At 67.3% G+C, this 24,330-nt stretch carries 28 protein-coding genes; 12 read left to right on the top strand and 16 right to left on the bottom strand.

Going from position 1 to position 24,330, the window contains the following annotated elements; translation table 11 throughout:
• Nucleotides 1–64 precede the first annotated feature (64 nt).
• The 9 genes from VI123_RS11390 to VI123_RS11350 all read right to left on the bottom strand — a co-directional run bounded on the left by VI123_RS11390 (nucleotide 65) and on the right by VI123_RS11350 (nucleotide 9,792).
• The gene (locus VI123_RS11390; protein WP_336338165.1) at nucleotides 65–1,048 is read right to left on the bottom strand and encodes an isocitrate/isopropylmalate dehydrogenase family protein; all 984 of its coding nucleotides are present in this window, start codon (nucleotides 1,046–1,048) and stop codon (nucleotides 65–67) included.
• A 369-nt stretch (nucleotides 1,049–1,417) separates the two neighbouring features.
• Complete coding sequence (locus VI123_RS11385) at nucleotides 1,418–2,158, bottom strand: HFX_2341 family transcriptional regulator domain-containing protein (protein WP_336338164.1); 741 nt, start codon at nucleotides 2,156–2,158, stop codon at nucleotides 1,418–1,420.
• 173 nt (nucleotides 2,159–2,331) lie between these two features.
• The gene (gene leuD / locus VI123_RS11380; RefSeq protein ID WP_336338163.1) at nucleotides 2,332–2,976 is read right to left on the bottom strand and encodes a 3-isopropylmalate dehydratase small subunit; all 645 of its coding nucleotides are present in this window, start codon (nucleotides 2,974–2,976) and stop codon (nucleotides 2,332–2,334) included.
• Nucleotides 2,977–3,070: 94 nt separating this feature from the next.
• On the bottom strand, nucleotides 3,071–4,492 hold the full coding sequence (leuC, locus tag VI123_RS11375; protein WP_336338162.1) for a 3-isopropylmalate dehydratase large subunit: 1,422 nt from the start codon (nucleotides 4,490–4,492) through the stop codon (nucleotides 3,071–3,073).
• A gap of 79 nt (nucleotides 4,493–4,571) precedes the next feature.
• On the bottom strand, nucleotides 4,572–4,829 hold the full coding sequence (locus tag VI123_RS11370; RefSeq protein WP_336338161.1) for a hypothetical protein: 258 nt from the start codon (nucleotides 4,827–4,829) through the stop codon (nucleotides 4,572–4,574).
• Entirely contained in the window at nucleotides 4,822–5,853 is a 1,032-nt protein-coding gene (ilvC, locus tag VI123_RS11365) for a ketol-acid reductoisomerase (protein WP_336338160.1), read from the bottom strand. The genes VI123_RS11370 and ilvC overlap by 8 nt, the downstream gene beginning before the upstream one ends.
• A complete protein-coding gene (gene ilvN, locus VI123_RS11360; protein ID WP_336338159.1) occupies nucleotides 5,846–6,433 on the bottom strand; it encodes an acetolactate synthase small subunit in 588 nt (195 codons plus the stop codon). The genes ilvC and ilvN overlap by 8 nt, the downstream gene beginning before the upstream one ends.
• A gap of 14 nt (nucleotides 6,434–6,447) precedes the next feature.
• Nucleotides 6,448–8,202 (bottom strand): biosynthetic-type acetolactate synthase large subunit, encoded by a 1,755-nt coding sequence (gene ilvB / locus VI123_RS11355; RefSeq protein WP_336338158.1) that lies wholly within the window; start codon nucleotides 8,200–8,202, stop codon nucleotides 6,448–6,450.
• A 345-nt stretch (nucleotides 8,203–8,547) separates the two neighbouring features.
• Complete coding sequence (locus tag VI123_RS11350) at nucleotides 8,548–9,792, bottom strand: LeuA family protein (protein WP_336338157.1); 1,245 nt, start codon at nucleotides 9,790–9,792, stop codon at nucleotides 8,548–8,550.
• A gap of 134 nt (nucleotides 9,793–9,926) precedes the next feature.
• Between VI123_RS11350 and VI123_RS11345 the strand changes: the two genes are divergently transcribed.
• Nucleotides 9,927–10,229 carry a DUF5779 family protein gene (locus VI123_RS11345; RefSeq protein ID WP_336338156.1) on the top strand — a complete coding sequence of 101 codons (303 nt, stop codon included), beginning with the start codon at nucleotides 9,927–9,929 and terminating at the stop codon, nucleotides 10,227–10,229.
• A 96-nt stretch (nucleotides 10,230–10,325) separates the two neighbouring features.
• Here VI123_RS11345 and VI123_RS11340 read toward each other — a convergent pair whose 3' ends face one another.
• Nucleotides 10,326–10,604 carry a hypothetical protein gene (locus VI123_RS11340; RefSeq protein WP_336338155.1) on the bottom strand — a complete coding sequence of 93 codons (279 nt, stop codon included), beginning with the start codon at nucleotides 10,602–10,604 and terminating at the stop codon, nucleotides 10,326–10,328.
• Nucleotides 10,605–10,708: 104 nt separating this feature from the next.
• Nucleotides 10,709–11,395 carry a VOC family protein gene (locus VI123_RS11335; RefSeq protein WP_336338154.1) on the bottom strand — a complete coding sequence of 229 codons (687 nt, stop codon included), beginning with the start codon at nucleotides 11,393–11,395 and terminating at the stop codon, nucleotides 10,709–10,711.
• Nucleotides 11,396–11,521: 126 nt separating this feature from the next.
• Here VI123_RS11335 and VI123_RS11330 point away from each other — a divergent pair, with 126 nt between their 5' ends.
• Nucleotides 11,522–12,196, top strand: a complete 675-nt coding sequence (locus tag VI123_RS11330) for a hypothetical protein (RefSeq protein ID WP_336338272.1) — start codon at nucleotides 11,522–11,524, stop codon at nucleotides 12,194–12,196.
• A gap of 47 nt (nucleotides 12,197–12,243) precedes the next feature.
• Nucleotides 12,244–12,654 carry a hypothetical protein gene (locus VI123_RS11325; RefSeq protein ID WP_336338153.1) on the top strand — a complete coding sequence of 137 codons (411 nt, stop codon included), beginning with the start codon at nucleotides 12,244–12,246 and terminating at the stop codon, nucleotides 12,652–12,654.
• Between the two features lie 12 nt (nucleotides 12,655–12,666).
• Here the strand turns inward: VI123_RS11325 and VI123_RS11320 are convergent, their stop codons facing one another.
• The 3 genes from VI123_RS11320 to VI123_RS11310 form a co-directional block, all read right to left on the bottom strand.
• The gene (locus VI123_RS11320; protein WP_137682350.1) at nucleotides 12,667–12,876 is read right to left on the bottom strand and encodes a ribbon-helix-helix domain-containing protein; all 210 of its coding nucleotides are present in this window, start codon (nucleotides 12,874–12,876) and stop codon (nucleotides 12,667–12,669) included.
• Nucleotides 12,877–12,920: 44 nt separating this feature from the next.
• A complete protein-coding gene (locus VI123_RS11315) occupies nucleotides 12,921–13,082 on the bottom strand; it encodes a hypothetical protein (RefSeq protein WP_336338152.1) in 162 nt (53 codons plus the stop codon).
• A gap of 189 nt (nucleotides 13,083–13,271) precedes the next feature.
• Nucleotides 13,272–14,447, bottom strand: coding sequence for a Xaa-Pro peptidase family protein (locus VI123_RS11310; protein ID WP_336338151.1), 1,176 nt, complete (start codon nucleotides 14,445–14,447; stop codon nucleotides 13,272–13,274).
• A 180-nt stretch (nucleotides 14,448–14,627) separates the two neighbouring features.
• Here VI123_RS11310 and crtD point away from each other — a divergent pair, with 180 nt between their 5' ends.
• The 7 genes from crtD (at nucleotide 14,628) to VI123_RS11275 (ending at nucleotide 20,748) form a co-directional block, all read left to right on the top strand.
• On the top strand, nucleotides 14,628–16,115 hold the full coding sequence (crtD, locus tag VI123_RS11305; protein ID WP_336338150.1) for a carotenoid 3,4-desaturase: 1,488 nt from the start codon (nucleotides 14,628–14,630) through the stop codon (nucleotides 16,113–16,115).
• A gap of 3 nt (nucleotides 16,116–16,118) precedes the next feature.
• Complete coding sequence (locus VI123_RS11300) at nucleotides 16,119–17,003, top strand: prenyltransferase (protein WP_336338149.1); 885 nt, start codon at nucleotides 16,119–16,121, stop codon at nucleotides 17,001–17,003.
• Nucleotides 16,996–17,877: a bisanhydrobacterioruberin hydratase gene (cruF, locus tag VI123_RS11295; protein WP_336338148.1), complete on the top strand. Its 882-nt coding sequence runs from the start codon at nucleotides 16,996–16,998 to the stop codon at nucleotides 17,875–17,877. Before VI123_RS11300 ends, cruF begins: the two co-directional genes overlap by 8 nt.
• Before the next feature lie 65 nt (nucleotides 17,878–17,942).
• Nucleotides 17,943–18,779: an RAD55 family ATPase gene (locus VI123_RS11290; RefSeq protein WP_336338147.1), complete on the top strand. Its 837-nt coding sequence runs from the start codon at nucleotides 17,943–17,945 to the stop codon at nucleotides 18,777–18,779.
• A gap of 124 nt (nucleotides 18,780–18,903) precedes the next feature.
• Nucleotides 18,904–19,776 carry a hypothetical protein gene (locus VI123_RS11285; protein WP_336338146.1) on the top strand — a complete coding sequence of 291 codons (873 nt, stop codon included), beginning with the start codon at nucleotides 18,904–18,906 and terminating at the stop codon, nucleotides 19,774–19,776.
• Entirely contained in the window at nucleotides 19,769–20,392 is a 624-nt protein-coding gene (locus VI123_RS11280) for a hypothetical protein (protein ID WP_336338145.1), read from the top strand. The genes VI123_RS11285 and VI123_RS11280 overlap by 8 nt, the downstream gene beginning before the upstream one ends.
• A 32-nt stretch (nucleotides 20,393–20,424) precedes the next feature.
• Entirely contained in the window at nucleotides 20,425–20,748 is a 324-nt protein-coding gene (locus VI123_RS11275; protein ID WP_336338144.1) for a transcription factor S, read from the top strand.
• Here VI123_RS11275 and VI123_RS11270 read toward each other — a convergent pair.
• Both VI123_RS11270 and VI123_RS11265 read right to left on the bottom strand, forming a co-directional pair.
• Nucleotides 20,745–21,527, bottom strand: a complete 783-nt coding sequence (locus VI123_RS11270) for a winged helix-turn-helix transcriptional regulator (protein WP_407066998.1) — start codon at nucleotides 21,525–21,527, stop codon at nucleotides 20,745–20,747. The genes VI123_RS11275 and VI123_RS11270 overlap by 4 nt on opposite strands.
• 254 nt (nucleotides 21,528–21,781) lie before the next feature.
• Nucleotides 21,782–22,054, bottom strand: coding sequence for a DUF7553 family protein (locus VI123_RS11265; protein ID WP_336338142.1), 273 nt, complete (start codon nucleotides 22,052–22,054; stop codon nucleotides 21,782–21,784).
• A gap of 166 nt (nucleotides 22,055–22,220) precedes the next feature.
• Here VI123_RS11265 and VI123_RS11260 point away from each other — a divergent pair, with 166 nt between their 5' ends.
• Nucleotides 22,221–23,531, top strand: a complete 1,311-nt coding sequence (locus tag VI123_RS11260) for a phosphoribosylamine--glycine ligase (RefSeq protein WP_336338141.1) — start codon at nucleotides 22,221–22,223, stop codon at nucleotides 23,529–23,531.
• A gap of 49 nt (nucleotides 23,532–23,580) precedes the next feature.
• Nucleotides 23,581–24,228: a hypothetical protein gene (locus VI123_RS11255; protein ID WP_336338140.1), complete on the top strand. Its 648-nt coding sequence runs from the start codon at nucleotides 23,581–23,583 to the stop codon at nucleotides 24,226–24,228.
• The last annotated feature ends 102 nt before the right edge of the window (nucleotides 24,229–24,330 follow it).

Here is a 24,330-nt window from a genome sequence, read left to right as displayed (position 1 = left end):
TCGGTTTTACCTCTTTCTATCGGGCCGTGCTTGTTTCTGACCAAATGGGGCGGGAGAAAAGCGTCTACAGCTCGTCAATGACGGTCGCGGTCACGTCCTCGGTGGAGGCGTCGCCGCCCAGGTCCGGCGTCCGCGGCCCCGAATCGAGAACGGCCTCGACGGCCGACCGGACGGCGTCGGCCTGTTCGTCGTAGCCCAGGTGGTCGAGCAGCATCGCGGCGGAGAGAATCATCGCCGAGGGGTTGGCGACACCCTCGCCGGCGATGTCCGGCGCGGAGCCGTGGACCGGTTCGAACAGCGCGTTGTCTTCGCCGACGTTAGCCGACGGCAGCAGACCGAGGCCGCCGACGAGGCCCGCCGCGAGGTCCGACAGCATGTCGCCGGCGAGGTTCGGACAGATGACGACGCCGTAGTCCTGAGGGTTCATCACGAGATGCATCGCCAGCGCGTCCATCAGCGCGGTGTCGTAGGACGCCCCGCGGTCGTCGCCGACCGCCGAGGCCGCATCGAGGAACAGACCGTCGGTGGTCCGCATGACGTTGGCCTTGTGAGCGATGGTCACGTCGTCGTAGCCGTTCTGCTTCGCGTAACTGAACCCGTACTCGGCGATTTTCTCGGAGGCGTCCTCGGTGATGACCCGCGTGCAGGTGGTGACGCCGTCGGCGATTTCGCTCTCGATGCCCTTGTAGACGCCCTCGGTGTTCTCCCGGATGAACACGATGTCGGTGTCGGGCTGGACGGCGTCCAGCCCCGGGTACGAGCGGGCCGGGCGGACGTTGGCGAACGAGCCGACGACCTGTCGCAGCGGCAGAATCACGTCGGCCGCCGTCTCGCCGGCCGCGCCGAACAGCGTCGCGTCGGCGTCGGCCGCCAGGTCGCGCGTCTCCTGTGGGAGCGCCTCGCCCGTCTCCGCCTTGACGGCGTCGCCGGCCTCGCCCTCGACGAAGTCGAAGTCGACCGCGTCGAGCGCCTCCAGTACCTCGACCGCGGCGGGGGTAACCTCCTGTCCGATTCCGTCGCCGGGGATGACGGCTATCTCGTGTGTCATAGCGAGAGGCACGTCACCGGCCGGTGAAAGTGGTTCGGTTCGCCATCGCGCTGGAGCGGGCGTCAGCGGGGACCGCCTCGACCCGGGTGACCGCCAGCCGTCCCGGAGTCGCGTCAGGGATGACAGCATGGTGGCACGGGCCGCGACGACGGCGTCGACTCGGTGGAGGGCCGAAGCAGGGGAGGGCAGCGACGCGTCGCCGGGGACCGTGCGCACCCGAGTATTTCGGGGGTCAATATGTAGCTACTATCACGATACTATTGATACCGTAGATACTGTCAAAACAATCTATACTATCGAGACTGTGCACGCTATCGGGAGCGAAGTGACCACCGAGAAGCGGGCCCGATTCTGCTCTCCGACCGCCACTCAGAGCTTGTGGCGAAAGGCGTGGAGGACGTTCTCGCCGGTCTCAGTCAGTTTCACCTGCTTCGTCCGGCCGACGTCCCGGACGGTGATGTAGCCGTCCTCGACCAGCGGGTCGACGACGTTCGCGTTCAACAGCGCGAACTTCGCCTTGTCGTTTGCGGGGTCCGCGTCGTCGATAAAGGCCAGCCCCGCGTCCTCGGCGAACTCGATGAGGTCTGACTTCTTCGCGGTGTAGCGCTCGCTGTTGGTCCGCTGCAGGTAGTCCAGCACGGCCACCTGGTCCCGCGAGATGGCCTCGATGGGGTACGACGGGAGGACCTCCGCCTCGGCCATACCGCGGGTGAGCGGTTCGTCCGCCACCGGCGGGACGTGGCGCTCCGGGTGGACGTAGTAAGCGGTCGCCGCCGTCGCCATGCACGCGATGGCGCTTCCGATGGCGGCCACCTTCGGTCCGCTGGAGACGTTGACCCGCACGATGTCCTCGGGGTGGTCGGCGGTGAGCGTCGTGACGACCGCCAGCACGTCGTAGAGGTCCTGCAGGTCCGTCCGGCGCAGGTCGACCCTGACGCCGTCCGCGTCGAGGTCCTCGACGAGCGCCTGCTGGTAGGGCGTCAGGCGCGTCGCCTCCGTCGTCTCGGAGAGCAGGTACACGTCGTCGGCGTTGTGCTTGCGTATCGGCTCGGCGATACGGTCGCGCTCGTGGCCGAGCGGCGCGACGTGGATTTCCCGTATCTCTTCCATGAGAGGACGACGCGACGCCCACGCGCATTGCTCTTGGCATCTCGCCGGCCCAGCTCACAGCCGGCCGCCGCGCTCGCTGGCGAGACACTCACGGCTCGAAAACGAGGTCCATCGCGGCTACTCGTCCGTGCCTGCGAAGCAGACGCGTACCGGAGAACTGAAACTCTCCGTAGCTAGTCGTCCGCTTCGATATCCGACCGCGTCTGGTCGAGATACGGTAACTGCGCCGCCGTCTCCTCGATGGCGTTGCGGTTTGCCTTCATCAGCGCCGTCGTGTCCCAGATGCCCTCGACGAGGGCCTGCCGCTGGGCGTCGTCGACGCTGACGGAGACCTCGTTGCCGCCGTAGCGGACGGTCTCGGCCGCCACGTCGACTTCGATGTCCCCGTCGGGGTTGTCGTCGACCCACTGCTGGAGCGCGTTGATGGTCTCGTGGTCGGCGGTGACGGTCGGGATGCCGAGCGCCAGGCAGTTCCCGGCGAAAATCTCGGCGAAGCCTTCGCCGATGATAGCGTCGATGCCCCAGCGCATGAGCGCCTGCGGAGCGTGCTCGCGCGAGGAGCCACAGCCGAAGTTGTTGTTGACCACCATGACGTTGGCGTCCTGGAACCGCTCCTCGTTCATCGGGTGGTCCTTCTGATTGTCGTCGTCGTCGAAGCGGACATCGAAGAACGCGAACTCGCCCAGGCCGTCGAAGGTGACGACCTTCATGAACCGCGCAGGGATTATCTGGTCCGTGTCGATGTCGTTCCCGCGGATGGGGATGCCGGTCCCCTCGACGTAGTCGACCTCCGGAATCTCCTCGGTCGCGTCGCTCATGCGACCACCTCCAGCGCTTCGCGCTGAGGATGTCGCACGGTTCGCTCACGGGCGCCCCCCGTTCGCATATCCGAGACGCGGAGCGTCTCGCTTCTCATTGCAGCGCCACCTCCTTCAGGTCGCGCACGTCAGCGACCTCGCCAGTGATGGCCGCCGCGGCGACCATCCGGGGGTTCATCAGGACGGTGCGCCCGTCCTTGCTGCCCTGCCGGCCGACGAAGTTCCGGTTCGAGGAGGAGGCACAGGCCTCGTCGCCCTCCAGCTGGTCCTCGTTCATACCCAGACACATCGAACAGCCGGCGTTTCGCCACTCGAAGCCGGCTTCCTCGAAGATGGCCTTCAGGCCCTCTTCCTCGGCGGCGCGCTGGACGCGCTGGCTGCCGGGGACAACGAACGCGCGCACGTCGTCGACGACCTGTCGCCCCTTGACGATGCGGGCCGCCCGTCGCAGGTCGGGCAGTCGGGCGTTCGTACACGAGCCCAGGAAGGCCACGTCGATGTCGTAGCCTTCCATGGTCTGGCCGGGCTCGACGCGCATGTGCTTCTGTGCGCGCCGTGCGGTGTCTTGCTTGTCGTCGGCCAGGTCCTCGGGGGCCGGGATGGGGTCGTCGATGCCGATGCCCTGTCCGGGCGTGGTCCCCCAGGTGACGACGGGGTCCAGTTCGCCGGCGTCGATTTCGACCACGTCGTCGTACTCCGCGTCCTCGTCCGAGCGGATGGACTCCCAGTAGGGCTTGAGCTCCTCGAACTTCTCGGGGTGCTCCTGGAAGTAATCGGTCTCTTCCAGCCACTCATAGGTGGTCTCGTCGGGGTTGACGTAGCCCGCGCGAGCGCCGCCCTCGATGGACATGTTACAGATGGACATCCGCCCCTCCATGTCGAGGTTCTCGATGGTCTCGCCGGCGTACTCGTAGACGTAGCCGACGCCGCCCTCGGTGCCGAGCCGGCGGATGATTTCGAGGATGATGTCCTTGGCCTCGACGCCCTCGTCGAGCTCGCCGGTGACCTCGATTTTGCGGACCTTCTGTTTCTCCATCGCGATGGTCTGGGTAGCCAGCACGTCCCGAATCTGGCTGGTCCCGATACCGAACGCGAGCGCGCCGAAGGCGCCGTGGGTCGAGGTGTGGCTGTCGCCACAGACGATGGTCTTGCCGGGCTGGGTGATGCCCTGTTCCGGGCCGATGACGTGGACGATGCCCTGGTCGCCCGTCGTCGGGTCCGAGAACTGGATGCCGGCGTCGCGGACGTTCTCCTCCAGTTCCGACATCATCGTCTCGGCCGCGTCGTCAGCGTAGGGCCGGTCCTGGTTCGCGGTCGGGACGATGTGGTCGACCGTCGCGTGGGTCAGGTCCGGGCGCGCGACTTCGAGGCCGCGCTCTTTGAGCATGCCAAAGGCCTGCGGGCTGGTGACCTCGTGGATGAGGTGCAGGCCGACGAACAGCTGGTCCTGTCCGTTCGGCAGGGTCGTGACTTTGTGCCGGTCCCAGACCTTGTCGTACAGCGTTCCCTGGCTCATGCGAACGCACCTCGTACGTGAGCGTGAGGTCGATAGTCACAGCCCGCGCAGCGTAGCGAGCAGGAATGTCTATCGGTACTCATACTGTCTCGTCCCGTCCTTCGGTCCCGCGCTCGTAGGCGCGAGTGACGCCCTCGCCGGGTGCCTCGTGGTCGACGTCTTCCATCGTCTCCTCCGCTCCGTCGCGCTCACCGCCGTCGGCGGCCACGACCGGGCCGCGTCGGAACACCGCGCCGAAAGTCGCGTTCGTCTCCGGGTGCGTGTGCTCGACGCTCCGCATCGTCGCGCGCGAGTCGTTCTGTTCGCCGTCTGTCGGGTCCGTACTCTCGTTAGTCATCTGCTGGGGCTTCTGTCTTCTCTGCGTCGGCGTCCTCGCCCCACGCGAACAGCTCGCGCAGGCGGCCGCCGACTTCCTCTATCTGGTGGTGCTGTTCGGCGTCGCGGTACTGCTTGTAGGCGGGCCGGTTGGCCTGGTTCTCGTTGATCCACTCGCGGGCGAACTCGCCGTTCTGGACCTCTTCGAGTATGCTCTCCATCCCCTCGCGGTCGATGACCTCCTCGCCGCGGGTCAGGCCGCCGTACTCCGCGGTGTCGGAGACGGAGTTCCACATCCCCATGTGACCGCCCTCGTACATCAGGTCGACGATGAGCTTGAGCTCGTTCAGACACTCGAAGTAGGCCATCTCCGGCGCGTAGCCGGCGTCGACCAGCGTCTCGAAGCCGACCTTGACCATCTCGGTGACGCCGCCACAGAGGACGGCCTGCTCGCCGAAGAGGTCCGTCTCGACCTCCTCCTGAAAGGTCGTCTCGATGACGCCGGCGCGGGTGCAGCCGATGCCCTTCGCGTAGGCCAGGGACTCTTCCTTCGCGTCGCCGGTCGCGTCCTGATACACCGCGATGAGGCCGGGCGTCCCCTCGCCGCGCTCGTAGGTCCGGCGCACGAGGTGGCCGGGGGACTTCGGCGCGACCATCGTCACGTCCACGTCTTCCGGCGGCTCTATCTGGCCGTAGTGGATGTTGAAGCCGTGGGCGAACTGGAGCGTGTCGCCGGCGTCGAGTTCGTCCTCGATGGCCTCGTACACGAACGGCTGGACCGTGTCCGGGACGAGCATGACGACGCGATCGGCCTCGCGGGCGGCCACGTCGGGGGTCTCGACACGGAGGCCGGCGTCCTCGGCGTCGGCCCAGGAAGCCGAGTCCTCCCGGAGGCCGACGACCACGTCCACGCCTGACTCGTGGAGGTTCAGCGCGTGGGCGTGGCCCTGTGACCCGTAGCCGAGTACGGCTACGGTCTCGTCGTCGAGTGTCGATACGTCGGCGTCGTCGTCGTAGTAGACTGTCGTCGTGAATTCGTCAGACATCTTTCTCTAGTGTGTTCGGGCCGCGTTCCAGTGCGGCGGCCCCGGTTCGCACGATTTCCTGCACGTCGAACTGCTTGAACGCCTCGATGGCGGCGTCTATCTTCTGCTTGCTGCCCGTGATTTCGACGGTGACGGAGTCGGTCGACGCGTCGACGGCCTGCCCGTTGTACATGTCGGCGACGGCGTTGACGTCGTCGGGCTTCTCGCCGCTGACCTTCACCAGCGCGAGCTCTCGGCGGACAGCCCCGCCTTCGAGTTCGCTGACCGAGATGACGGGCACGAGCTTCCGCAGTTGCTTTTTCGCCTGGTCGATCCCCGGTTCCGGCTCCTCGATGAGGATCGTCATCCGGGCCGTGTCCTCGTCGACTGTTGGCCCGACAGTGAGGCTTTCGATGTTGAACTGCCGGCGGCTGAACAGCGCCGACACCTCCGAGAGGACGCCCGGTCGGTGTTTGACCAGGGCCGACAGCACTGCCTGTCGCGGTTCGTGGGTCACTTCGGCCTCGGGGTCGACGCGGATACCCTGCGTGTTGCGTCGGCCCTTCGGGCGCATCCGTTCGTCCGGCGTGGGGCCTGGCATTCCTCCAGTCATTGTTATATCATGTCCAGCTGGGCTTCGTTGAGCGCGAACAGGCCGTTGTCGCCGCCGCTCGGGACCATCGGGAAGACGTTCTCCCCGGGGTCGATGTGAGCGTCGATGACGCTCGGCCCGTCGTACTCGCGTGCTTCCTGTATCGTTTCCTCGACGTTGTCGTGGGATTCGAGCGTGAACCCGCGCGCGCCGAAGGCCTCGGCGAGCTTGTCGAACTGCGGAATCCACGGGTACTCCGAGGCCATCCGGCGGCCCTCGTAGAAGCCGTCCTGCCACTGGCGAACCATCCCGACCGCCTCGTTGTTGAGGACGACGTAGGTGATATCGAGCTGCTCGCGCACCGCGACCGAGAGGCCCTGGACGGTCATCAGGAACGAGCCGTCGCCGTCGAAGCAGACGACCTCCTGGTCCGGGGCGGCCAGTTTCGCGCCGATGGCGGCGGGCACGCCGTAGCCCATCGTCCCCAGCCCGTGCGAGGACACCCACGTCCGGGGCTCGGTGTACTCCCAGAACTGGGAGGCCCACATCTGGTGCTGGCCGACGCCGGTACAGACGATGGTGTCGTCCGGCGTCATGTCGGAGAACGTCTCGACGACGTACTGGGGCTTGAGCGGCTCGTCGTCGGGCGTGTCGTAGGTCATCGGGTACTCCGACTTCCACTCCTGGCACTGCTCGCGCCACTCGTCGGCGTCGGGCGCGCGCGGCATCGCGTCGAACAGCTGGCGGAGCACTTCGCGGGCGTCCCCGACCAGCGGGTAGTCGGCGTAGACGTTCTTGCTGATTTCGGCGGGGTCGATGTCGACGTGGATGACCTCCGCGTCCGGGGCAAAGGAGTCGACGCCGCCGGTCAGGCGGTCGTCGAAGCGCGTCCCGATGGCCAGCATGCAGTCGGTGTTGGTAATCGCCAGGTTGGCGTAGCCGGTGCCGTGCATCCCGGCCCACTCCAGCGAGAGTTCGTGGTCCTCGGGGAAGGAGCCGATGCCGGGCATCGTCGTGATGACCGGAACCTCGTACTCCATGGCGAACTCCCGGAGCGCGTTCGAGGCGTTGGCCTTGATGACGCCGCCGCCCGAGAGGATGACCGGCCGGTCGGCTTCGGCAAGCGCCTCGGCGGCCTCCTGGACATCCGCGTCGTCGGCCTCTTCGGGCACGTCGTAGGTCTCCGGCGTCTGTGGCGTGCCGGGTTCGACCTCGGTGTCGCCCTGGGTCACGTCCTTGGGCAGGTCGACGAGCGTCGGCCCCTGCCGGCCGGCGTCGGCGAGCGCGAACGCCTCGCTGACGTCGTCGCCGACGGTGTCCGGGTCGGAAGCGAAGTAGCTCTCCTTCGTGATAGGCTGGGTGATGCCCACCGTGTCGGTCTCTTGGAAGGCGTCGTTGCCGACGAACTCCGTCGGGACCTGGCCGGTCAGGGCGATGACCGGGTCCGAGTCCATGTTGGCGTCGGCGATGCCGGTCACGAGGTTCGTCGCCCCGGGCCCAGACGTGGCGAAACAGACGCCGGGGTCGCCGGTGACGATGCCGTACGCGTCCGCGGCGTGGGAGGCCCCCTGCTCGTGGGCCATCGTGACGTGGTTGATGTCGGAGTCGTACAGCGCGTCGTAGACCGGCATGATAGCGCCGCCCTGGACGCCGAAGACGTAGTCGGTCCCGGCGTTTTCCAGGGCGCGGATGACCGACTGCGCACCCGTCGTGACCGGTTCCTGTTCCGATTCTGCCGCCGATTCGTCTTCCTTGGGGACGGATGCGCGTTCGCTCATCGCGTCGTCCCTCCGGCTGTTCGCGCTCTGGCTCGATACCGCGGTGATGTGTGTGCTGCGTGCATGACTGGTGACTGTGTGGTGTTGTGGCGAAGCGATTCGACCGGGCGTGAGAAGGTAGGGTGAGGGGCTATACGGCCCCTACAATACGCACGCCGAGAATAGCGGTCGCGGCGCTGGCGAGGGGTCGAACCTGACGCCCAGCGGCCGCGCTCATCACATCCGGTAGCAGTTCGTCCCGAATAATAAACGTTCTGTGATAGTTGTTGGCGACCGGCAGCTCGAAGCCGGATGCTCACCGGTGGCTGCTCACGCGTGGTGACGGCCGGAAGCGAAGGCATGGGCCTACGCCCGGACCTCCTCGCTCTCCTCGCTCACGCCGATTTCCTCGGCGAACCGTTCGAGCACCGACATGGTGACCTGCTCCTCCGCGCCGTACTCCTTGACGCGGCGGGTCACTTCCCGGACCTCCGCCTCGGTCGGGTCGTAGCCGGCGTCGACGAGCCGTTCACGGACCGAGTGGGCCCCGGTGTGTTTGCCGAGCACGAGCTCGCGCGTGGCCCCGACCATCTCGGGGGTCATGACGCCCGGCTCGAACGTGTCGGAGTTCTCGATGACACCGGCGGCGTGGATGCCGCTCTCGTGGGAGAAGGCGTTGCGCCCGACGACGGGCTTGTTCGCCGGCACCCCGATGTCAGATTTCTCCTCGACGATGCGGGAAAGTTCCGTGATGCGGGTGGTGTCGATACCGGTGTCGACGTCGTACAGCGACTCCAGTGCCATCACGACCTCTTCGTAAGCCGCGTTGCCGGCGCGCTCGCCGATGCCGTTGACCGACACCTGCGCCTGGCTGGCGCCGGCCTCGAAGCCGGAGATGGCGTTTGCCGACGCCAGCCCGAAGTCGTCGTGCGTGTGCACGTCGATGTAGGCGTCGGTGCAGTCGTCGACGATTTCGATGAGGTCGTAGAACCGCCGCGGCGTGGCGACCCCACACGTGTCCGGGATGTTAATCCAGTCCGCACCCGCCGCGGACGTGGCCTCGATGACCTCGACGAGGAAGTCCTCGTCGGTCCTCGTGGCGTCCATCGGCGAGAACATGCACTCGACGCCCGCGTCCTTTATCATCTCGACACAGTCGACGGCCGTGTCGAGCGCCTCCTGGCGGGTCGCGTGCATGGAATCCTGCAACTGTACGTCCGACGTCGAGACGAAGGTGTGGACCATGTCCACACCCGAATCCAAGGCCGCCTCGATGTCTTTCTCGACCACACGCGCCAGCCCGCAGGTCGTCACTCGCGTGGACTCGGCGATGTCGCGCACTGCCTCGAACTCCGCGTCGGAGTTGACGGGGAACCCGGCCTCGATGACGTGGGTGCCCATCTCGTCGAGCAGCGCGGCTATCTCGCGTTTGTCCTCGTAGTTGAACGACGTGCGTGGTGACTGCTCACCGTCGCGCAGCGTGGTGTCGAAAATCCGTGCGTCTGTAATCTCAGACGTGGAATCCAGTGTGCCCTGGAAGAACTCGATCCGCCGGAGATCCCGACGTGCCCTCGTTGTTGGACATAAGCACCTGTATCTGGTCGCTTCCACTATTTATAGCTGTCTATGAAACGGTGGTGCGTGGGCACGGCACACGGTCGCTACCCCACTATCGCAGCCATCGCGACTGCCGCGCGTCAGACAGGTGGGGAGGATTTTTGCTCCGTCCGTCCGTGTGGTCGGGCATGAGCGATTTCGAGGGGCTGGACCTGCAGGCCGTCGAGGACCAGATGGACGATGGCCGCGACGGCGCGGGCAGCAACCGGGTCGTCCTGGGCGTCCTCGACGGGTCGGAACCGCCCGAACAGTGGCTGAACACAGTCGAGAGCGGGTCCGTGCTGGTCCTCGACGTCGAGGGCGACCTGAACGAACTCGCCGCGGGGTTCGCCAGGCCGGTCCGCGAGGCCGGCGGCGAACTGATGCACTTCCGGGGTTTTCTCGTCGTGACGCCGCCGGGCGTCAGCATCGACTCCGAGCGGCTGGACTGAGCGGCGCGGCAGGCGTGTCTCCCCGAGCGGTGTCGTCGTCGAACGCTTCTGAGGGGCCAGTGGGCTTGTCCGTGCCCGACGGCGCCGGCGAGCCGTTCACGGGGAGAGGAGCCGCTGCAGGAGACCGTGCCACGCGCGAATCCCGTGGTCCCACGCCTGCCAGTAGCTGTCCAGCAGCCTGGACGACGGCCCGCCGGCGCGGCTCGTTCGGGTCGTAATCTGTTCGTGGCAGTCCGGACAGCGGTAGTGCGTCCCGTTGCGGCGCTCGACGACGACCCAGTCGCCGTCGTACCTGCTCCGATGGCCACAGTCCGGGCAGAACAGCGTCGCCTTCGGCGGGACGTCGCGTCCGGCCCGGGTGTCGGTGGGGGGCATCCTCGGGTGGACCGTGACCGCGGACACGAAAAGAACCTGCCTATGAGGGGTCTATACGGCTACTAGCATCGGGGGTGTCATTATATCCGCTCCCGAGTCGGCCGTCAGGCCGACACCAGCGTCAGGTAGTGGCCGTCCGGGTCCCTGATTCGGACGCCGTCCTCGACCGACGTGACCGCGAGCGCGTCGTCGGCGACGTCCCGGGCCGTCGATTTCGGGTCTTCGGCGACCACGCCGAAGTCGACGTGGACGCCGCCGCGAGCGTCGGCGATGCCAAGCCGCGGCGACCAGAGTTCCAGGTCCAGTTCGCCGGTCGACAGCCGCACGCGGCCCTCCTCGCGGCCGTCGTCGACCACCTCGAACCCCAGCGTGCGGTAGAACTCGACGGCCGACGGCAGGTCCTCGACTTCGAGGACGAGTTCGAACAGGCCGCTGACGCCGTCGCCGTCGACCGCCCGCTCGCCGAGTTCGACGCAGTTGCCCGCCGGGTCGTAGAAGTACAGCGACCGGGCGTCGCCGAAGGTGTGTTCGACCAGGTCGAAGCGCTCGTCCAGTCGGTCGTACCAGCCGTCGTACTGCCGCTCGGGAACCGTCAGCGCGTAGTGGGTGTGAAGCCCGCCCCGCGGGACCGGTCCCGGCGCGCGGAGCCTGAGTTCCGTGTCGCCGGCCGCGAGCACGGCTTCCTCGGGCGTCTCGGACCGCACGTCCAGTTCCAGGAAGGCCTCGTAGAACGCCGTCGCGCGGTCCGGGTACTTCACCTCCAGCGTGAGCCAGGCGGGCGAGGAGAGCATACCGGCGCTTCGGCCGCCACCGACAAAGCCGCTGTGGACGCCGTCTCCGCCCCGAGCGGACGCGCGACGCGCAGTTCCCGTTCTCGACCATTTATTCGGTTCAGGCCCGTACGGGAGCCTATGCCAATGAAAGGCCAGGGCGACGCGACGGAGTGGCTGGAGACGAACCGCTGGGAGCGGGGTGTGAGCTACATCCCGTACCCCGACGAGATGATGGTCCGGGCGAGCCACGTCCTCGGGACCGACGCCGGCGCGTTCGTCGTCGACCCGATAGACGTCGACGGCGTCGACGACCTGTTCGCGGAGTTCGGCGAGGTGGAAGGCGTCGTCGTCCTGCTGGACCGGCACAAACGGGACAGTGCCGCCGTCGCGAACCGCCACGACGTGCCGGTGTACGTCCCCGAGTGGATGTCCGGCGTCGAGGACGACATCGACGCACCGGTCGAACGCATCCATCGGCAGTTGCCTGGGACGGACTACGGCGTCCACAAGCTAATCCAGAACCCGTTCTGGCAGGAGGCCGCGCTGTACGGCGACGACGACGACACGCTGGTCGTCCCCGAGGCGGTCGGGGCGGCCGACTACTTCCTCGCCGGCGACGAGCGACTCGGCGTCCACCCGATGTTGCGCCTGTTCCCGCCGAAGAAGCTCGGCCGCCTGGACCCCGAGCGGGTGCTGGTCGGGCACGGGGAGGGCGTGATGGAGGACGCGGCCGAGGCCATCGCGTACGCGCTCCGCGGGTCGCGGGGCCGGACGCCGGGGCTGTACGCCAAGAACCTCAAGTCGCTCGTGCTCGGCTGAACCGACGGGAACGACGCCGTTTTACCCGGGCCGTGCGAAGGTATGGCGTGGTCTACGTCACACGCGGACTTGTCGAGACGCTGTTACGGCTCGCCAGCGAGGCCGAACCCGACGACGTGACGATTTCGCTGGCCGTCACGCCGGCCGGCGAGCTCCCGGACGCGGACCTGCCCGACGAGACGCCGGTGTTCACCGACTTCTATCTTCCCTCGGCCGGGGCCTCCGTCCGGGCGGTGTTCGGCGTGGACCTGGGCACGCCGGCCGGCCAGACGCAGGGCCGGTTCGTCTCCCACCCCGACGGGTACATGGGCGTCAGCAAGACCGACGACCTCCACGAGGTCGTCTTCGTCGGCATCCCGCCGTGGGACGTCGACGCCTTCGGGGCCTTCGACAGGGCCGGACAGAAGCGGGAGGTCACGGTGCTGGACGTCGAGCCGCCCGAGAAGTATCCGCAGTAGCTCGCGCAGGCGTTACTCCAGGTAGCCGAGGTCCCGCAGCTGGTCGGTGATGTCCTGAAACTCCGCCTCGGTCAGCTCCCCCTCCCGCTGGTGCTGGACGACGATGCTCCGGAGGAGGAACCGGACGAGGTCCGAGGTGCTGGAGAAGCTCGTCCCTTCGATTGTCTCTTCGACACGTTCGGCGAGGTCCTTCGGAATCGACACCGTAGTGTAATCGGACATGTCGGCACGGAGGCGTGCCGCCGGGATATGCGTTGTGTCCCAGTTCAGCGCGGGTCCGTGGCCTCGGTGTCGAACTGGCCCATCGTGGCGTGATTGGTCGGCGAGAACATCTTCGGCGCGCGGCTGGACTGGTCGTTCGCGTCGAACGGCAGCGTGGTTGTCGGGTACGAGTCGTCGTTTCGGGGGGTCGTGATTCGTGTTGTCATCCTGGGGGTCGTGTCGGCCGGCGTCTGTGGTTCGTCGGCGGTTCGGTGTCGGAGCGGCGTGCGAGGCGTACGTCGGATACAAGCATTGGGTACCACCACCTTTCGACCGATCCATAATAAATGTTCATGATGCAGCGGCGGAAAATACTGTCACGCGGTAACAACCCCGAGACGACGTCTCGCGCCGGCTCAGACGACCAGTTCTATCTCGTAGTCGGTCAGGTTCTCGTAGCCGTCGGGGGTGACGACGGCGATGTCCTCGATGCGGACGCCGCCGACATCGGGGTCGTAGAGGCCGGGTTCGATGGTGACGACGTGGCCCGGTTCGAGCTCGCCGCCGGTCGGCGACAGCCGGGGAAGCTCGTGGACGTCAAGCCCGACGCCGTGGCCCGTGCTGTGGATGAAGCCTGTCTCCGTCCGCTCGTCGCCGCGCAGCGTCGGCTCGCCGGCGTCCTCGTACACGTCGCAGACGGCGTCGTGGACGTCCGCGCCGGTCGCGCCGGGTTCCAGCGCCTCGAACGCCGCGTCCATCGCGCGCTCGGTCAGGTCGTACCACTCGCGGACCGCGTCGCTGGGCTCGCCTTTCAGGAACGTCCGGGTCATGTCGGCGTGGTACTTCGTCGCCTTGTCCTGGGGGAAGATGTCGACGATGATTGGCTCGTGGGCGGCCAGCGGCCCGCTCCCGCGGTCGTGGGGGTCCGCGGCGTCCGCGCCGCAGGCGACGATGGTCTCGTCCAGCGAACAGCCGTGTCGGAGCAGCGTCACCTCGATTTCCTCTTTCACGCGCTCGCTGGTCAGCGTCTCGCCGTCGAGTTCGAGCGTGTCGTCGTCGGCAATCGTCGCCGCTTCGAGCAGCGATTCGGCGGCCGCCATCGACGCCTCGTTGGCCCGCTGTGCCGTCCGGACGTGGTCGATTTCCGCCTCGGTCTTCGTCGCTCGTATCTCCGTGACGACCCCGTCGGTGTCGGCGGTCACGTCGACGCCGCGTGCGCGCAGGCCGTCCGCGGTCCGGAGCGGAAACCGCGGGGGGACGGCCACGCTCTCGACGCCGTAGGCCCCGAGGAAGTCGGCGAGGACGTGCGAAACCGCTTCCTCGGGGCCGTACTCTTCGACCTTCCCCTGGTGGTCGAAGTCGACGTATCGCTCGACGGTGTCGGCGCGGGACTCGCGCTTGGCCCGGCCGAACTCCAGGCTCCGCGGGAACAGGAGGTGCGTCTCGCCGTCGTACAGCGTGACGAACGGGTCTGGGGCGTCGAAGCCGGAGAGGTAGTACTGGTCGGACACCTCCGAGTCCGCGTCGAGGAGGTAGCCGTCGACGCCGGCGTCGTCGAGATACGCGTCCAGTGCCGAGAGGTCGGGTTCCATACGTCCCCGTCCGGCCCCCATCCCCATATACGTCTCCCACTTCGCCCCACCGTGGCCGGAAAGCGGGCGTCGCCGCCCCGAAAGACGGCGACCGCGAATCGCCTGCTGTGTGCCCACTCGTGCCACACCAATGTGGTTTGGCCGCCCATTTATTGACGCTCCGGCCCCTCTGTACACACAATGAGTGACTTGTCCGGTGAAGGCGTGGCTGTCGTCGGCGGCGGCATCGGCGGCCTCTCCGCGGCGTGCTATCTCGCCGACGCTGGGGCCGACGTCTCGCTGCTTGAGAAAAACGAGCAACTCGGCGGCCGCGCCTCCCGGCTCGAGGCCGAGGGGTTCCGGTTCGACATGGGGCCGTCGTGGTACCTGATGCCCGACGTGTTCGAGCGGTTCTTCGCGTACTTCGGCAAGGAGCCACGGGACTACTACGACCTCCAGCGACTCGACCCCCACTACCGCATCTTCTTCAAGGACGGCGACCGCCTCGACGTGACCGGTAACAACGACGAGATGCGCGAGAAGTTCGAGGAGTACGAGCCGGGCGCGGGCGACGCCTTCGAGGAGTACCTCGCCACGAGCGAGCACCACTACGAGACGGCGATGAACAAGTTCGTCTACGAGGACCGCTCGGAGTTGCGCGACTGGGTCGACCTCGACGTGATGACCGCCGCGCCGGTCGGCCTCCAGCTCATCGGGTCGATGCAGGGCCACGTCGAGGACTACTTCGAGCACCCGAAGCTCCAGCAGATAATGCAGTACACGCTCGTGTTCCTCGGCGGCTCGCCGAAGACGACGCCGGCGCTCTATAATATGATGAGCCACGTCGATTTCAACCTCGGCGTCTACTACCCCGACGGCGGCCTCGGCGCGGTCGTCGACGGCCTCGTCGAACTCGGCGAGGAACTGGGCGTCACCTACCGGACCGACGCCGAAGTGGACGAAATCGCCCGCCGCAAGCAGGGGTTTCTGGTCGAGACGGTCCACGGAGACACGACTCACCCCGACGAAGTGGTCGTCAACGCCGACTACGCCCACGCCGAGCGCGAACTCCTGCCCGACCACGAGCGCCAGTACGACGACGAGTACTGGGACGACCGGACCTACGCGCCGTCGGCCTTCCTCATGTACATGGGCGTCGAGGGCGACGTGGAGCCGCTGGAACACCACACGCTCGTCCTCCCCACGGACTGGGACCCGCACTTCGCGGACATCTTCGAGGAGCCGTCCTGGCCCGACGACCCGGCCTACTACCTCTGTGTGCCCTCGAAGACCGACGACAGCGTCGCTCCGGACGGCCACTCGAACCTGTTCGTGCTGGTCCCCATCGCGCCGGGACTGCACGACGGCGACGAGATACGTGCGGAGTACCGCGAGAAGGTGCTGGCCGACATCGCCGACAACACCGGCGTCGACCTGCGCGACCGCATCGTCTACGAGAAGCAGTTCGCCGTCTCGGACTTCGGCGAGCGGTACAACGCCACGGAGGGGACCGCCCTGGGGCTGGCCCACACCCTCCGCCAGACGGCCCTGTTGCGGCCCAACAACCGCTCGTCGGCCGTCGACGGCCTCTACTTCACGGGGTCGTTCACCACGCCCGGCATCGGCGTGCCGATGTGTCTCATCAGCGGCGAACACACCGCGAAGGCGCTCATCGAAGACACCGCCTGAGTAATGCCAGAACTCCCGACCGACCGCATCACCGCCGTCATTCCGCCCGAGGAGACGCTCGTGGGCTACCTGCTGCGGCTCTCCCGGCCCCGGTTCTGGCTCTATCTTGGCGGCCCGGTCATCGTCGGCGTCAGCTACGCGGCCGACGGCCCAGCAGAGCTGTTCTCGCCGCTGGCCGTCGCCCTGTTCCTGTATTTCACCCTGCCCGCGAACGTGTTCCTCTACGGCGTCAACGACATCTTCGACGCCGATGTCGACGAGCACAACCCGAAGAAAGACGAGGGCCGCGAGGTGAGCTACCGCGGCGACAGCGCCGTCACGGCCATCGTGGTCGCCAGCGGCGCGCTCGCGTTGCCGTTCGTCCTCGGCCTCCCCTCGCTCGGCGTCGTCGCTCTGCTGGCCTGGCTGGCGCTGTCGGTCGAGTACTCGGCCCCGCCGCTGCGGTTCAAGACGACGCCGTTCCTGGACTCCGTCTCGAACGGCCTGTACGTCCTGCCGGGCGTCGTCGGCTACGCCGCCATCGAAGGGGTAGCCCCGCCGGCGACGGCCGTGGCCGGCGCGTGGCTCTGGGCGATGGGAATGCACACCTTCTCGGCGATTCCGGACATCGAGCCCGACCGCGAGGCCGGCATCCGGACGACGGCGACGTTCCTGGGCGAGTCAAACACCTACTACTACTGCGTGATGTGCTGGCTCACGGCCGCGTTCGTGTTCACCTACACCCACTGGGTGTTCGGCCTGCTACTGCTGGTCTACCCCGGCCTCGTGTTCGGGATTCTCGGCATCGGCGTCGACATCGACGAGGCCTACTGGTGGTACCCCGCAATCAACACCGTCGTCGGCACGGTGTTCACGCTCATCGCCCTGTGGGTGATGCTGTATGGCTGACGGCGGCGACCGGACGATAGCGGGGTGGACGATACCGGAGACGAAGGCCGACGCGACCGCGCGGTTCGACCGGTTCGTCACCGCGAACCGCTTCACCATCGCCGTCGTCTTTCCGCTCGTGGGCGCAGTGACGCTGCTCGCCAGCGCCGAGGGAGTCCTCCCGGACCCGCTCGCGTTCAACCCCTACTTCGTCCTCTTCGGAACGGTCGTGATGCGCCTGCCACTCGTGGCCGGCGTCTTCCCGCTCGTGGACCGTCGGGCCGGACTGGCGCTGGTCGCGCTGACGCTGTACTCCTACGGCATCGAACTCGTCGGCGTCCGGACCGGCTGGCCCTACGGCGAGTTCGCCTACGGCGTCGACCTCGGCCCGATGCTGCTGGGCGAGGTACCGGTCGGGCTCCCGGTCTTCTTCTTCCCGCTGGTCCTGAACGCCTACCTGCTCGTCCTGCTGTTGCTCGGCGACCGGGCGGCGTCGACGGCGGTGCGGCTGGTGGCGACGCTCTCGACGGTCATGCTCGTCGACCTCGTGCTCGACCCCGGGGCCGTCGCCATCGGCTTCTGGGCCTACGAGGCCCCGCAGTTCTACGGCGTCCCGTGGCAGAACTACGCCGGCTGGCTCCTGTCGGGGTCGGTCGCCGTCCTGCTGTTCGACCTCGGGTTCGACCGGTCGGGGCTCCGACAGCGCCTCGAAGCGTGTCCGTTCATGCTCGACGACCTGGTGAGTTTCGTCCTGCTGTGGGGCGGTATCAACCTCTTCTACGCGAACTGGGTGCCGGTCGGCCTGGCCGCCCTGCTGGGGGCCGGCCTCCTCTGGACCGACCGCTTCGACTTCGACCTCTCCGAGACGCGGCTCGGGCGCGCTGTCTGGCGGTAAGCCGCCGGCACCCCGCCTCCAGCGGCAGGCCAAGCGTTTAAGCGACCGCGTAGGTAGGTGGACGTATGGAGCGAATCCCGTTCGGGGTCCGCCAGCTCGACTCCATCATCAACGGTGGCGCGCCCGCCGGGAGCGTCGTCCTGCTCTCGGGCGAGGCGGGGGCTGGCTCCCGGGAGTTCATGCACACGAGCGCGCTCATCAACGGGCTCGGACAGGTGGATTCGGAGCTACACGACCTCTACTACGGCGACCTCTCGGCCGACGCCGTCGCCCCGGAGGAAGTCCACTACGTCTCCTTTACCGCGAGCGAGTCGCAGCTGGTCAGCGAGATGCGGCTGGCGATGGACGACGAGGTGGTCGAGAAGGGGAGCCGAGCGGTCGAGTTCCACGACCTCTCGGAGCGGTACTTCCACATCAGCCCCGTGCCCCGGGACTGGTACGCCAGCGAGACGGCGTCGATTACCGACCTCCGGGCGCGTCACGAGCGGGAGGACCTGCTGGGCACGCTCGGGATGGTCCTGAACGACGTGGCGGCGGGGAACCTCGTCGTCATCGACTCGCTGTCTGACCTCGTCAGCGCCATGGGGGAGGAAATCGAGTGGTCCGACATCAGCTCGCTCGTCCAGGGGCTCCAGAAGGCGGCCCACCAGTGGGGCGGCCTGCTCCTGTTGCACGTCAACCCCGAGACGCTGTCGGCGGTGCGACACGGGCAGCTCGTCGACGCGTCCCACGGCACGATGGAGTTCGCCTGGGAGTCCGGCGGCTCCACCCGGGCACGGACCCTCGTCGTCCAGCAGTTCCGGGGCGTCCTCTCCCAGATAGAGGACGAGGACATCGTCCAGTTCGAGACGGAACTGGGCGAGGCGGGCTTCGACATCAGCGACGTGCGCAAGATTCGGTAGTGATACTCGCCATCACGACAGACAGTAACAAGAAGACGACGCCGGGACCGGCTGAGGGCTCCCGCTCTCGGTTTCTGAAATCGGCGGTAAACCCTTATCAGTGTCGTTCGTCAAAGGTGTCGTAATGGCCTCCGAATCGACCGATGAGGAGGGAGTGCACGTCGAGCTACCGACGGAGTTAGACGAGTGGCTGACCGAACGGGCCGAGACGCTCGACGTGCCCCGCGAGGCTGTCATGGAGCAACTGCTGGCCGCGTACATGGCGGCGGCCGATTCGGACGCCGAGGTTGGGGACCTCGGCCAGTCGTCGGCGGACGAACTGGACGCCGTCGTCGCCGCGACCGTCGACGAGAAGCTCAACGGGTCGGTCGAGGCGGCGGCCGAGAGCGCCGTCAGCGACCGCGTCCCCGACATCGCCGACACGGTGGAGCGCCGACTCGCCGAGCGGGTCGAGACGCTCGAAGCGGACTTCCAGACGAAAATCGAGGACGTCCGCGAGCGCGTCGTCCAGGTCAAACGGGAGGCCGACGCGAAAGCACCGGCGGACCACGACCACGCGGAGTTCGACCGTATCGAGGCGCTCGCGGACGACCTCGGGGGGCTGGAGTCTGACATCGCCGCGCTGCGGGCGGACGTGGCCGAGTCCACCGAGACACACGACGAGCGACTCGACGACATCGACGACCGGTTGGACGACGTCGAGGACAAACTCACCCGCGTCGCCTGGGTCGTCAGCGACCTCCGCGAGGACCGGAGCGGCCGGGACCAGGACCGGAAGGCGGTCGACCGGCTGAAACGCGCCGCGGCACAGGAGAACATCTCGACGGCCCGGTGTTCGAACTGCGACGAACAGGTCGACATCGGGCTGTTGACCGAACCCCAGTGCCCACACTGCAACGCGACGGTGTCGGACGTGCGGCCCGAGGGCGGCATCATCCGCTCGAAGGCGCGGCTGGTGGCCGCGGCACAGCTCGAACCGGGTGAGACCGATGAGTGACGACGAGCGGGACCCGTTCGAGGAACTCGACCCCGACGGGGACCGCGAGGGCGACCCGTTCGAGCGCCTCGGCGGCCCCGGGGACGCGGACTCCGCGGAAACAGAGCCGGACTCGTCGGCCGGCGCGGACGCGTCCGGGACGCCCGAGATGCCGGAGGCGGACGTCCCCGGAGCCGACGACAACCTCCTCTCGGCGGTCGACACCGAAGAGTTCCGGTCGGCGGCGGAGTCGGATTCGTCGGCGGACGCGGACCGGTCCGTCACGGAGTCGCCGGCCGAGACGGACGACCCCTTCTCGGGGATGGACGACCGCGGCGAGGACCCCTTCGGAAGCGGCGAGAGCGCGTTCGAGCGGGTCGACATCGACCACATCGACGCCGACAAGGTGTGGGCGGAGATAGCCGAGGGCGACGACGGCGGGACCGCGCCGGAGGGCCGCTACGCGGAGGTGTCGAAACACCGCTACTGCGAGCAGTGCGAGCACTTCTCCGAGCCGCCGAACGCCCACTGCACGAACGAGGGGACCGAACTCATGGAGTTTCTGGACATGGAGACGGTCCGGCTGCTGGACTGTCCGGTCGTCGCAGAGAACCACGACATCGAGGGCGAGCAGTAACGGCTTTTTGCCTCGGTGTCCCAACGCCGCGTATGCAGTTTTGCGACGATTGCGGCTCGATGATGCACGCTGACGGCGACGAGATGGTCTGTCAGTCCTGTGGCACCCGAGTCACGAAAGACGAGGACCGCGCGGCCGAGTTCGTCAGCACGGACGAACAGAGCGGCGACGAACTGATAGAGACCGAGGAAGGCGCGAACTTCGAGGGGAAACCGACAGCCGACGACGTGACCTGCGAGGAGTGTGGGCACGGGAAAGCGTGGTACACCATCAAACAGACCGGGTCGGCCGACGAGCCGCCGACGCGGTTCTTCAAGTGCCAGGACTGCGGGTATCGCTGGCGCGAGTACAACTAAAGCAGCGAGTCCAGGATTCTGAGCTCCTCTTCGTCGGAGATGTTCTCCGAGTCCATACACGCGTGGACGACCTTGTGGACGAGTTCGGGGTCCCGAAACGGCCGTGGCGAGTCGCCGCCGTCCGTGACGGTCTCGACCTGCCCTTCGAGGTCGGCCAGTTTGTCGGACAGCTCCTCGACCGTCGACTGGAACGTCGTCAGCGTGGTGTTCACTTCGCCGGCCGCCGGCGCGGGTTCGGCGGGCGAACGGTCGGGCGCGGCGTCGGACTCCCTGTCGTCGGTTTCGTCAGCCACCGTGTCGGCTTCGTCGGCCACCGCGTCGTCCTCGGTCGGTTCGGCGTCGGGTGCCGCTCCGGTGTCGTCCGGGGTCGCCGTCGGCTCCGGTGCGTCGCCGTCGAACACGCCGTCGGCGAACTCCGCGCGGTTCGCCCAGTCGAACCCGTCGATTCCGTTGACGCGGTTACTCACTGTCGAGGCGGTCACGCCGAGTTTCTCCGCGAGGTCCCGCTGGGACGCGGTGGGATGGCGCTGAATCGCCCGGAGCGTCTCCCGCTCCGTCGAGGTGAGGGTATCGGGGGCGGGATACGACTGTGACGCCGTCGACGATTCGTTCGGGGACTCCTCGGGTGCGTCGGTCCCGTCGCTCTCGGCCGGGTCGCCGTGTTCTTCGAGGACCCGCTCGACGAGGTCCGCTGTCGCGCTCGGTACTTCGGCCGCCAGCTCCGCGATAGACGCCTCGGGGTTCTCGGCTGCTACGTCGAGTATCTGTTTGTGACGCATCGATTTGGGGGCCGTTCGGCCCTTCGTTGATTTGCTCATTGATATCACCACGTCGGGAGGGAACCACCACCCTGTCTCCCAAACCTGATATACGTCTGACTGAAACTGTCGGAATTGTCAAAAGCTTTTGGTTACCCACAAACATTAATTAAGATGTAATTTACTCCGACAGATGCGAGCGGCGACGCCGACCGAGTCGTAGCCGCCGCTCCCGGGCTGGTTCGTCGGAGAACGCTACGTGTGGCCGGACGGCCTCAGACCCCTTCGAGGTCGGACCGGTACTCGTTGATGTGGTCGTCGGCGGCGTCGATGGTGTCGGCGACATCTTCTGCGTCGCCGCTGCCGAGGTCGTTGAGCGCCGACTGGATGCGCGCGAGCCGACCGTGGTCCGGGCCGCGTTCGTCGGTCGCGAGGGTACCGAGCTGGTCGGCGAGTTCGGCGAGGCGCTCGCTCGCGTCGCCGCTGTCGGTGTCTTCGGAGGCCGATTCGAGCAGTTCGCTCGCGGATGCGAGTTCGTCGCGTGTCATACGTGGAAGTTTACAGATGGGGACTAAAACGGTTCGGCTTACGGGAGCGGGGTATTTAGACCGCCGACGGGGATCGGCCGACTACGCCGGGGCGGTCACCACGTGACCCCGACCCGCGGCGGCCGGGACGGGCAACGCTTACCCCGTCCCCGCTCCCAGACCGGGCATGGCAAACTTCCTCTTCTGTTCGCTGGACGCGGCGCTCATCGGCGACATCGCCTGGCAGGTCGCCGGAGAGGGCCACGACGTGAAGTACTACATCGAGGCCGACAGCGACAGGGAAATCGCCGACGGGTTCGTCCCGAAGACCGACGACTGGCGTGCCGAGGTCGGGTGGGCCGACGTCGTCGTCTTCGACGACATCTGGGTCGGCTCAGACGTCGGCACCGGCGAAATCGCGCGGGAACTCCGGGCCGAGGGCCACGCCGTCGTCGGCGGGACCCCGAACACAGACCGGCTCGAAGAAGACCGCGGCTACGCGATGGACGTCCTCGAAGAACACGGCGTCAACACCATCGAGCACCACGTCTTCGAGGACTTCGACGCCGGCATCCGGCACGTCCAGGAGCACCCTGCACCGTACGTCATCAAACCGCTCGGCGAGGTACAGAACGTCAAGCGGCTCCTCTACGTCGGCAACGAGGACGACGGCAGCGACGTCGTCGACGTGCTCCGGGCGTACAAGAAGGCGTGGGGCCACCGGATGAAGGGGTTCCAGCTCCAGCGGAAGGTCGAGGGCGTCGAAATCGCCGTCTGTGGCTTCTTCAACGGCGAGTCGTTCGTCGAGCCCATCAACTTCAATTTCGAGCACAAGAAGCTGTTCCCGGGCAACATCGGCCCCTCGACCGGCGAGATGGGGACCTCGATGTTCTGGGCGGGGCGCAACGAACTGTTCGCGGAGACGCTCGGCAAACTGGAGGGGTGGCTCGCCGACGAGGGGTACGTCGGCAGCATCGACGTCAACTGCATCGTCAACGAGGGCGGCATCTACCCGCTGGAGTTCACGCCCCGGTTCGGCTATCCGACCATAACGCTGCAGGAGGAGTCGTTCGAGTCGGAGACGGGCCAGTTCTTCCTCGACCTGGCGAACGGGCGCGACCCGGGTCTGGAGGTCCACCGCGGGTACCAAGTCGGCGTTCGGGTCGTCCTGCCACCGTTCCCGTTCGACGACGAGGCGACCTACGACGAGAACTCCCGCAACGCCGCGGTCGTGTTCCAGTCGGACGACCGTGCGGGCATTCACATCGAGGACGCGAAGCGGGTGGACGGCCAGTGGCGTGTCGCCGGCGAGAGCGGGATGCCGCTGGTCGTCACGGGCAAGGGCGAGACGATGCAGGCGGCGCGAGCGCAGGCCTACGAGCGCGTCGACGACGTCGTCATCCCGAACCTCTACTACCGCGACGACATCGGCGAGCGGTGGGTCGACGGCGACGGGGACAGACTGCAGGCGTGGGGGTATCTCGGACCACGGACGTAGCGTGACTGTCTCTCGGGGTCGTCACCCCCGCCAGTTATCACGGGCCGACATGACAGTCAAGACGATGTTCCGTCGTGAGATGCTTCGGGCGGGCGCAGTGACCGGTGTTGCGGCTGTCGCCGGCTGTACGGGCAGTTCCACGGGGCCGGCGTTCGAGGAGGGGTTCGAGGACGGCCTCGGCGACTGGGAGAGCGGCGCGGCCATCGGGCCGGAGGTCGAACTCTCGGAGTTCGAGTGGGAGTTCGGCGTCTCGGACGCCGAGGCGGCCTCGGGCGACCGCTCGCTGCGCATCTGGAACGAGGGCGATTACGACGACGGGGTGACCTGGGGCGTCCATCCCGTCGCCGTCGAGCCCGGCCAGGCGTACCAGATAACCGTCAGCGCCCAGTTCTGGAGCGAGTCGGAATCGTTCAACACGCTCCGGGACGCGGTGATGCGCCTCGGGCCGGAACCGCCGGCGGTCGAGACGGACTTCCCGCATCCCGGCGTGAACACCACCGACCTCGGGCAGACACCGTACGGCGGGCTCCGGGAGCCGCTGTGGCTCGCCGACGGCTGGCGGGAGTACACCTTCGAATGGACGACGCCCGAACTGTCGATGGAGACCCTGTACGTCGCGCTCGGGACGAGCGTCATCTGGGAGGGGGACGCGACCCACTACGTCGACGACATCACGGTCGACGTCGGGACGCAGTGACCGCGGCGGCGTGCCGTAGGCGGGGGGCGACAACACCCGACCAAACGGACCCGGTCCCGGCTGTGTGCCCGCGCCGGAAACCCGGCAGTTGGCACACGCCGA

This window comes from Haloarcula sp. DT43 (assembly GCF_037078405.1).
Taxonomy (GTDB): domain Archaea; phylum Halobacteriota; class Halobacteria; order Halobacteriales; family Haloarculaceae; genus Haloarcula; species Haloarcula brevis.
Note: the sequence above shows the minus strand (reverse complement) of the source record. Positions and strands in the feature narration are given on the sequence as shown.

Bases quoted from the DNA above. Each gene is read 5' to 3' on its own strand.
- VI123_RS11320 (WP_137682350.1), bottom strand. From the start codon at position 12,876: ATGTCCGATTACACTACGGTGTCGATTCCGAAGGACCTCGCCGAACGT.
- ilvC (WP_336338160.1), bottom strand. From the start codon at position 5,853: ATGTCTGACGAATTCACGACGACAGTCTACTACGACGACGACGCCGAC.
- VI123_RS11270 (WP_407066998.1), bottom strand. From the start codon at position 21,527: ATGCGTCACAAACAGATACTCGACGTAGCAGCCGAGAACCCCGAGGCG.
- VI123_RS11265 (WP_336338142.1), bottom strand. From the start codon at position 22,054: ATGACACGCGACGAACTCGCATCCGCGAGCGAACTGCTCGAATCGGCC.
- ilvN (WP_336338159.1), bottom strand. From the start codon at position 6,433: ATGCCAGGCCCCACGCCGGACGAACGGATGCGCCCGAAGGGCCGACGC.
- ilvB (WP_336338158.1), bottom strand. From the start codon at position 8,202: ATGAGCGAACGCGCATCCGTCCCCAAGGAAGACGAATCGGCGGCAGAA.
- VI123_RS11285 (WP_336338146.1), top strand. From the start codon at position 18,904: ATGGCCTCCGAATCGACCGATGAGGAGGGAGTGCACGTCGAGCTACCG.
- VI123_RS11255 (WP_336338140.1), top strand. From the start codon at position 23,581: ATGACAGTCAAGACGATGTTCCGTCGTGAGATGCTTCGGGCGGGCGCA.
- VI123_RS11370 (WP_336338161.1), bottom strand. From the start codon at position 4,829: ATGACTAACGAGAGTACGGACCCGACAGACGGCGAACAGAACGACTCG.
- VI123_RS11310 (WP_336338151.1), bottom strand. From the start codon at position 14,447: ATGGAACCCGACCTCTCGGCACTGGACGCGTATCTCGACGACGCCGGC.
- crtD (WP_336338150.1), top strand. From the start codon at position 14,628: ATGAGTGACTTGTCCGGTGAAGGCGTGGCTGTCGTCGGCGGCGGCATC.
- VI123_RS11340 (WP_336338155.1), bottom strand. From the start codon at position 10,604: ATGCCCCCCACCGACACCCGGGCCGGACGCGACGTCCCGCCGAAGGCG.
- leuC (WP_336338162.1), bottom strand. From the start codon at position 4,492: ATGAGCCAGGGAACGCTGTACGACAAGGTCTGGGACCGGCACAAAGTC.
- VI123_RS11335 (WP_336338154.1), bottom strand. From the start codon at position 11,395: ATGCTCTCCTCGCCCGCCTGGCTCACGCTGGAGGTGAAGTACCCGGAC.
- VI123_RS11300 (WP_336338149.1), top strand. From the start codon at position 16,119: ATGCCAGAACTCCCGACCGACCGCATCACCGCCGTCATTCCGCCCGAG.
- VI123_RS11345 (WP_336338156.1), top strand. From the start codon at position 9,927: ATGAGCGATTTCGAGGGGCTGGACCTGCAGGCCGTCGAGGACCAGATG.
- VI123_RS11290 (WP_336338147.1), top strand. From the start codon at position 17,943: ATGGAGCGAATCCCGTTCGGGGTCCGCCAGCTCGACTCCATCATCAAC.
- VI123_RS11280 (WP_336338145.1), top strand. From the start codon at position 19,769: ATGAGTGACGACGAGCGGGACCCGTTCGAGGAACTCGACCCCGACGGG.
- VI123_RS11275 (WP_336338144.1), top strand. From the start codon at position 20,425: ATGCAGTTTTGCGACGATTGCGGCTCGATGATGCACGCTGACGGCGAC.
- VI123_RS11385 (WP_336338164.1), bottom strand. From the start codon at position 2,158: ATGGAAGAGATACGGGAAATCCACGTCGCGCCGCTCGGCCACGAGCGC.
- leuD (WP_336338163.1), bottom strand. From the start codon at position 2,976: ATGAGCGACGCGACCGAGGAGATTCCGGAGGTCGACTACGTCGAGGGG.
- cruF (WP_336338148.1), top strand. From the start codon at position 16,996: ATGGCTGACGGCGGCGACCGGACGATAGCGGGGTGGACGATACCGGAG.
- VI123_RS11390 (WP_336338165.1), bottom strand. From the start codon at position 1,048: ATGACACACGAGATAGCCGTCATCCCCGGCGACGGAATCGGACAGGAG.
- VI123_RS11260 (WP_336338141.1), top strand. From the start codon at position 22,221: ATGGCAAACTTCCTCTTCTGTTCGCTGGACGCGGCGCTCATCGGCGAC.
- VI123_RS11315 (WP_336338152.1), bottom strand. From the start codon at position 13,082: ATGACAACACGAATCACGACCCCCCGAAACGACGACTCGTACCCGACA.
- VI123_RS11330 (WP_336338272.1), top strand. From the start codon at position 11,522: ATGAAAGGCCAGGGCGACGCGACGGAGTGGCTGGAGACGAACCGCTGG.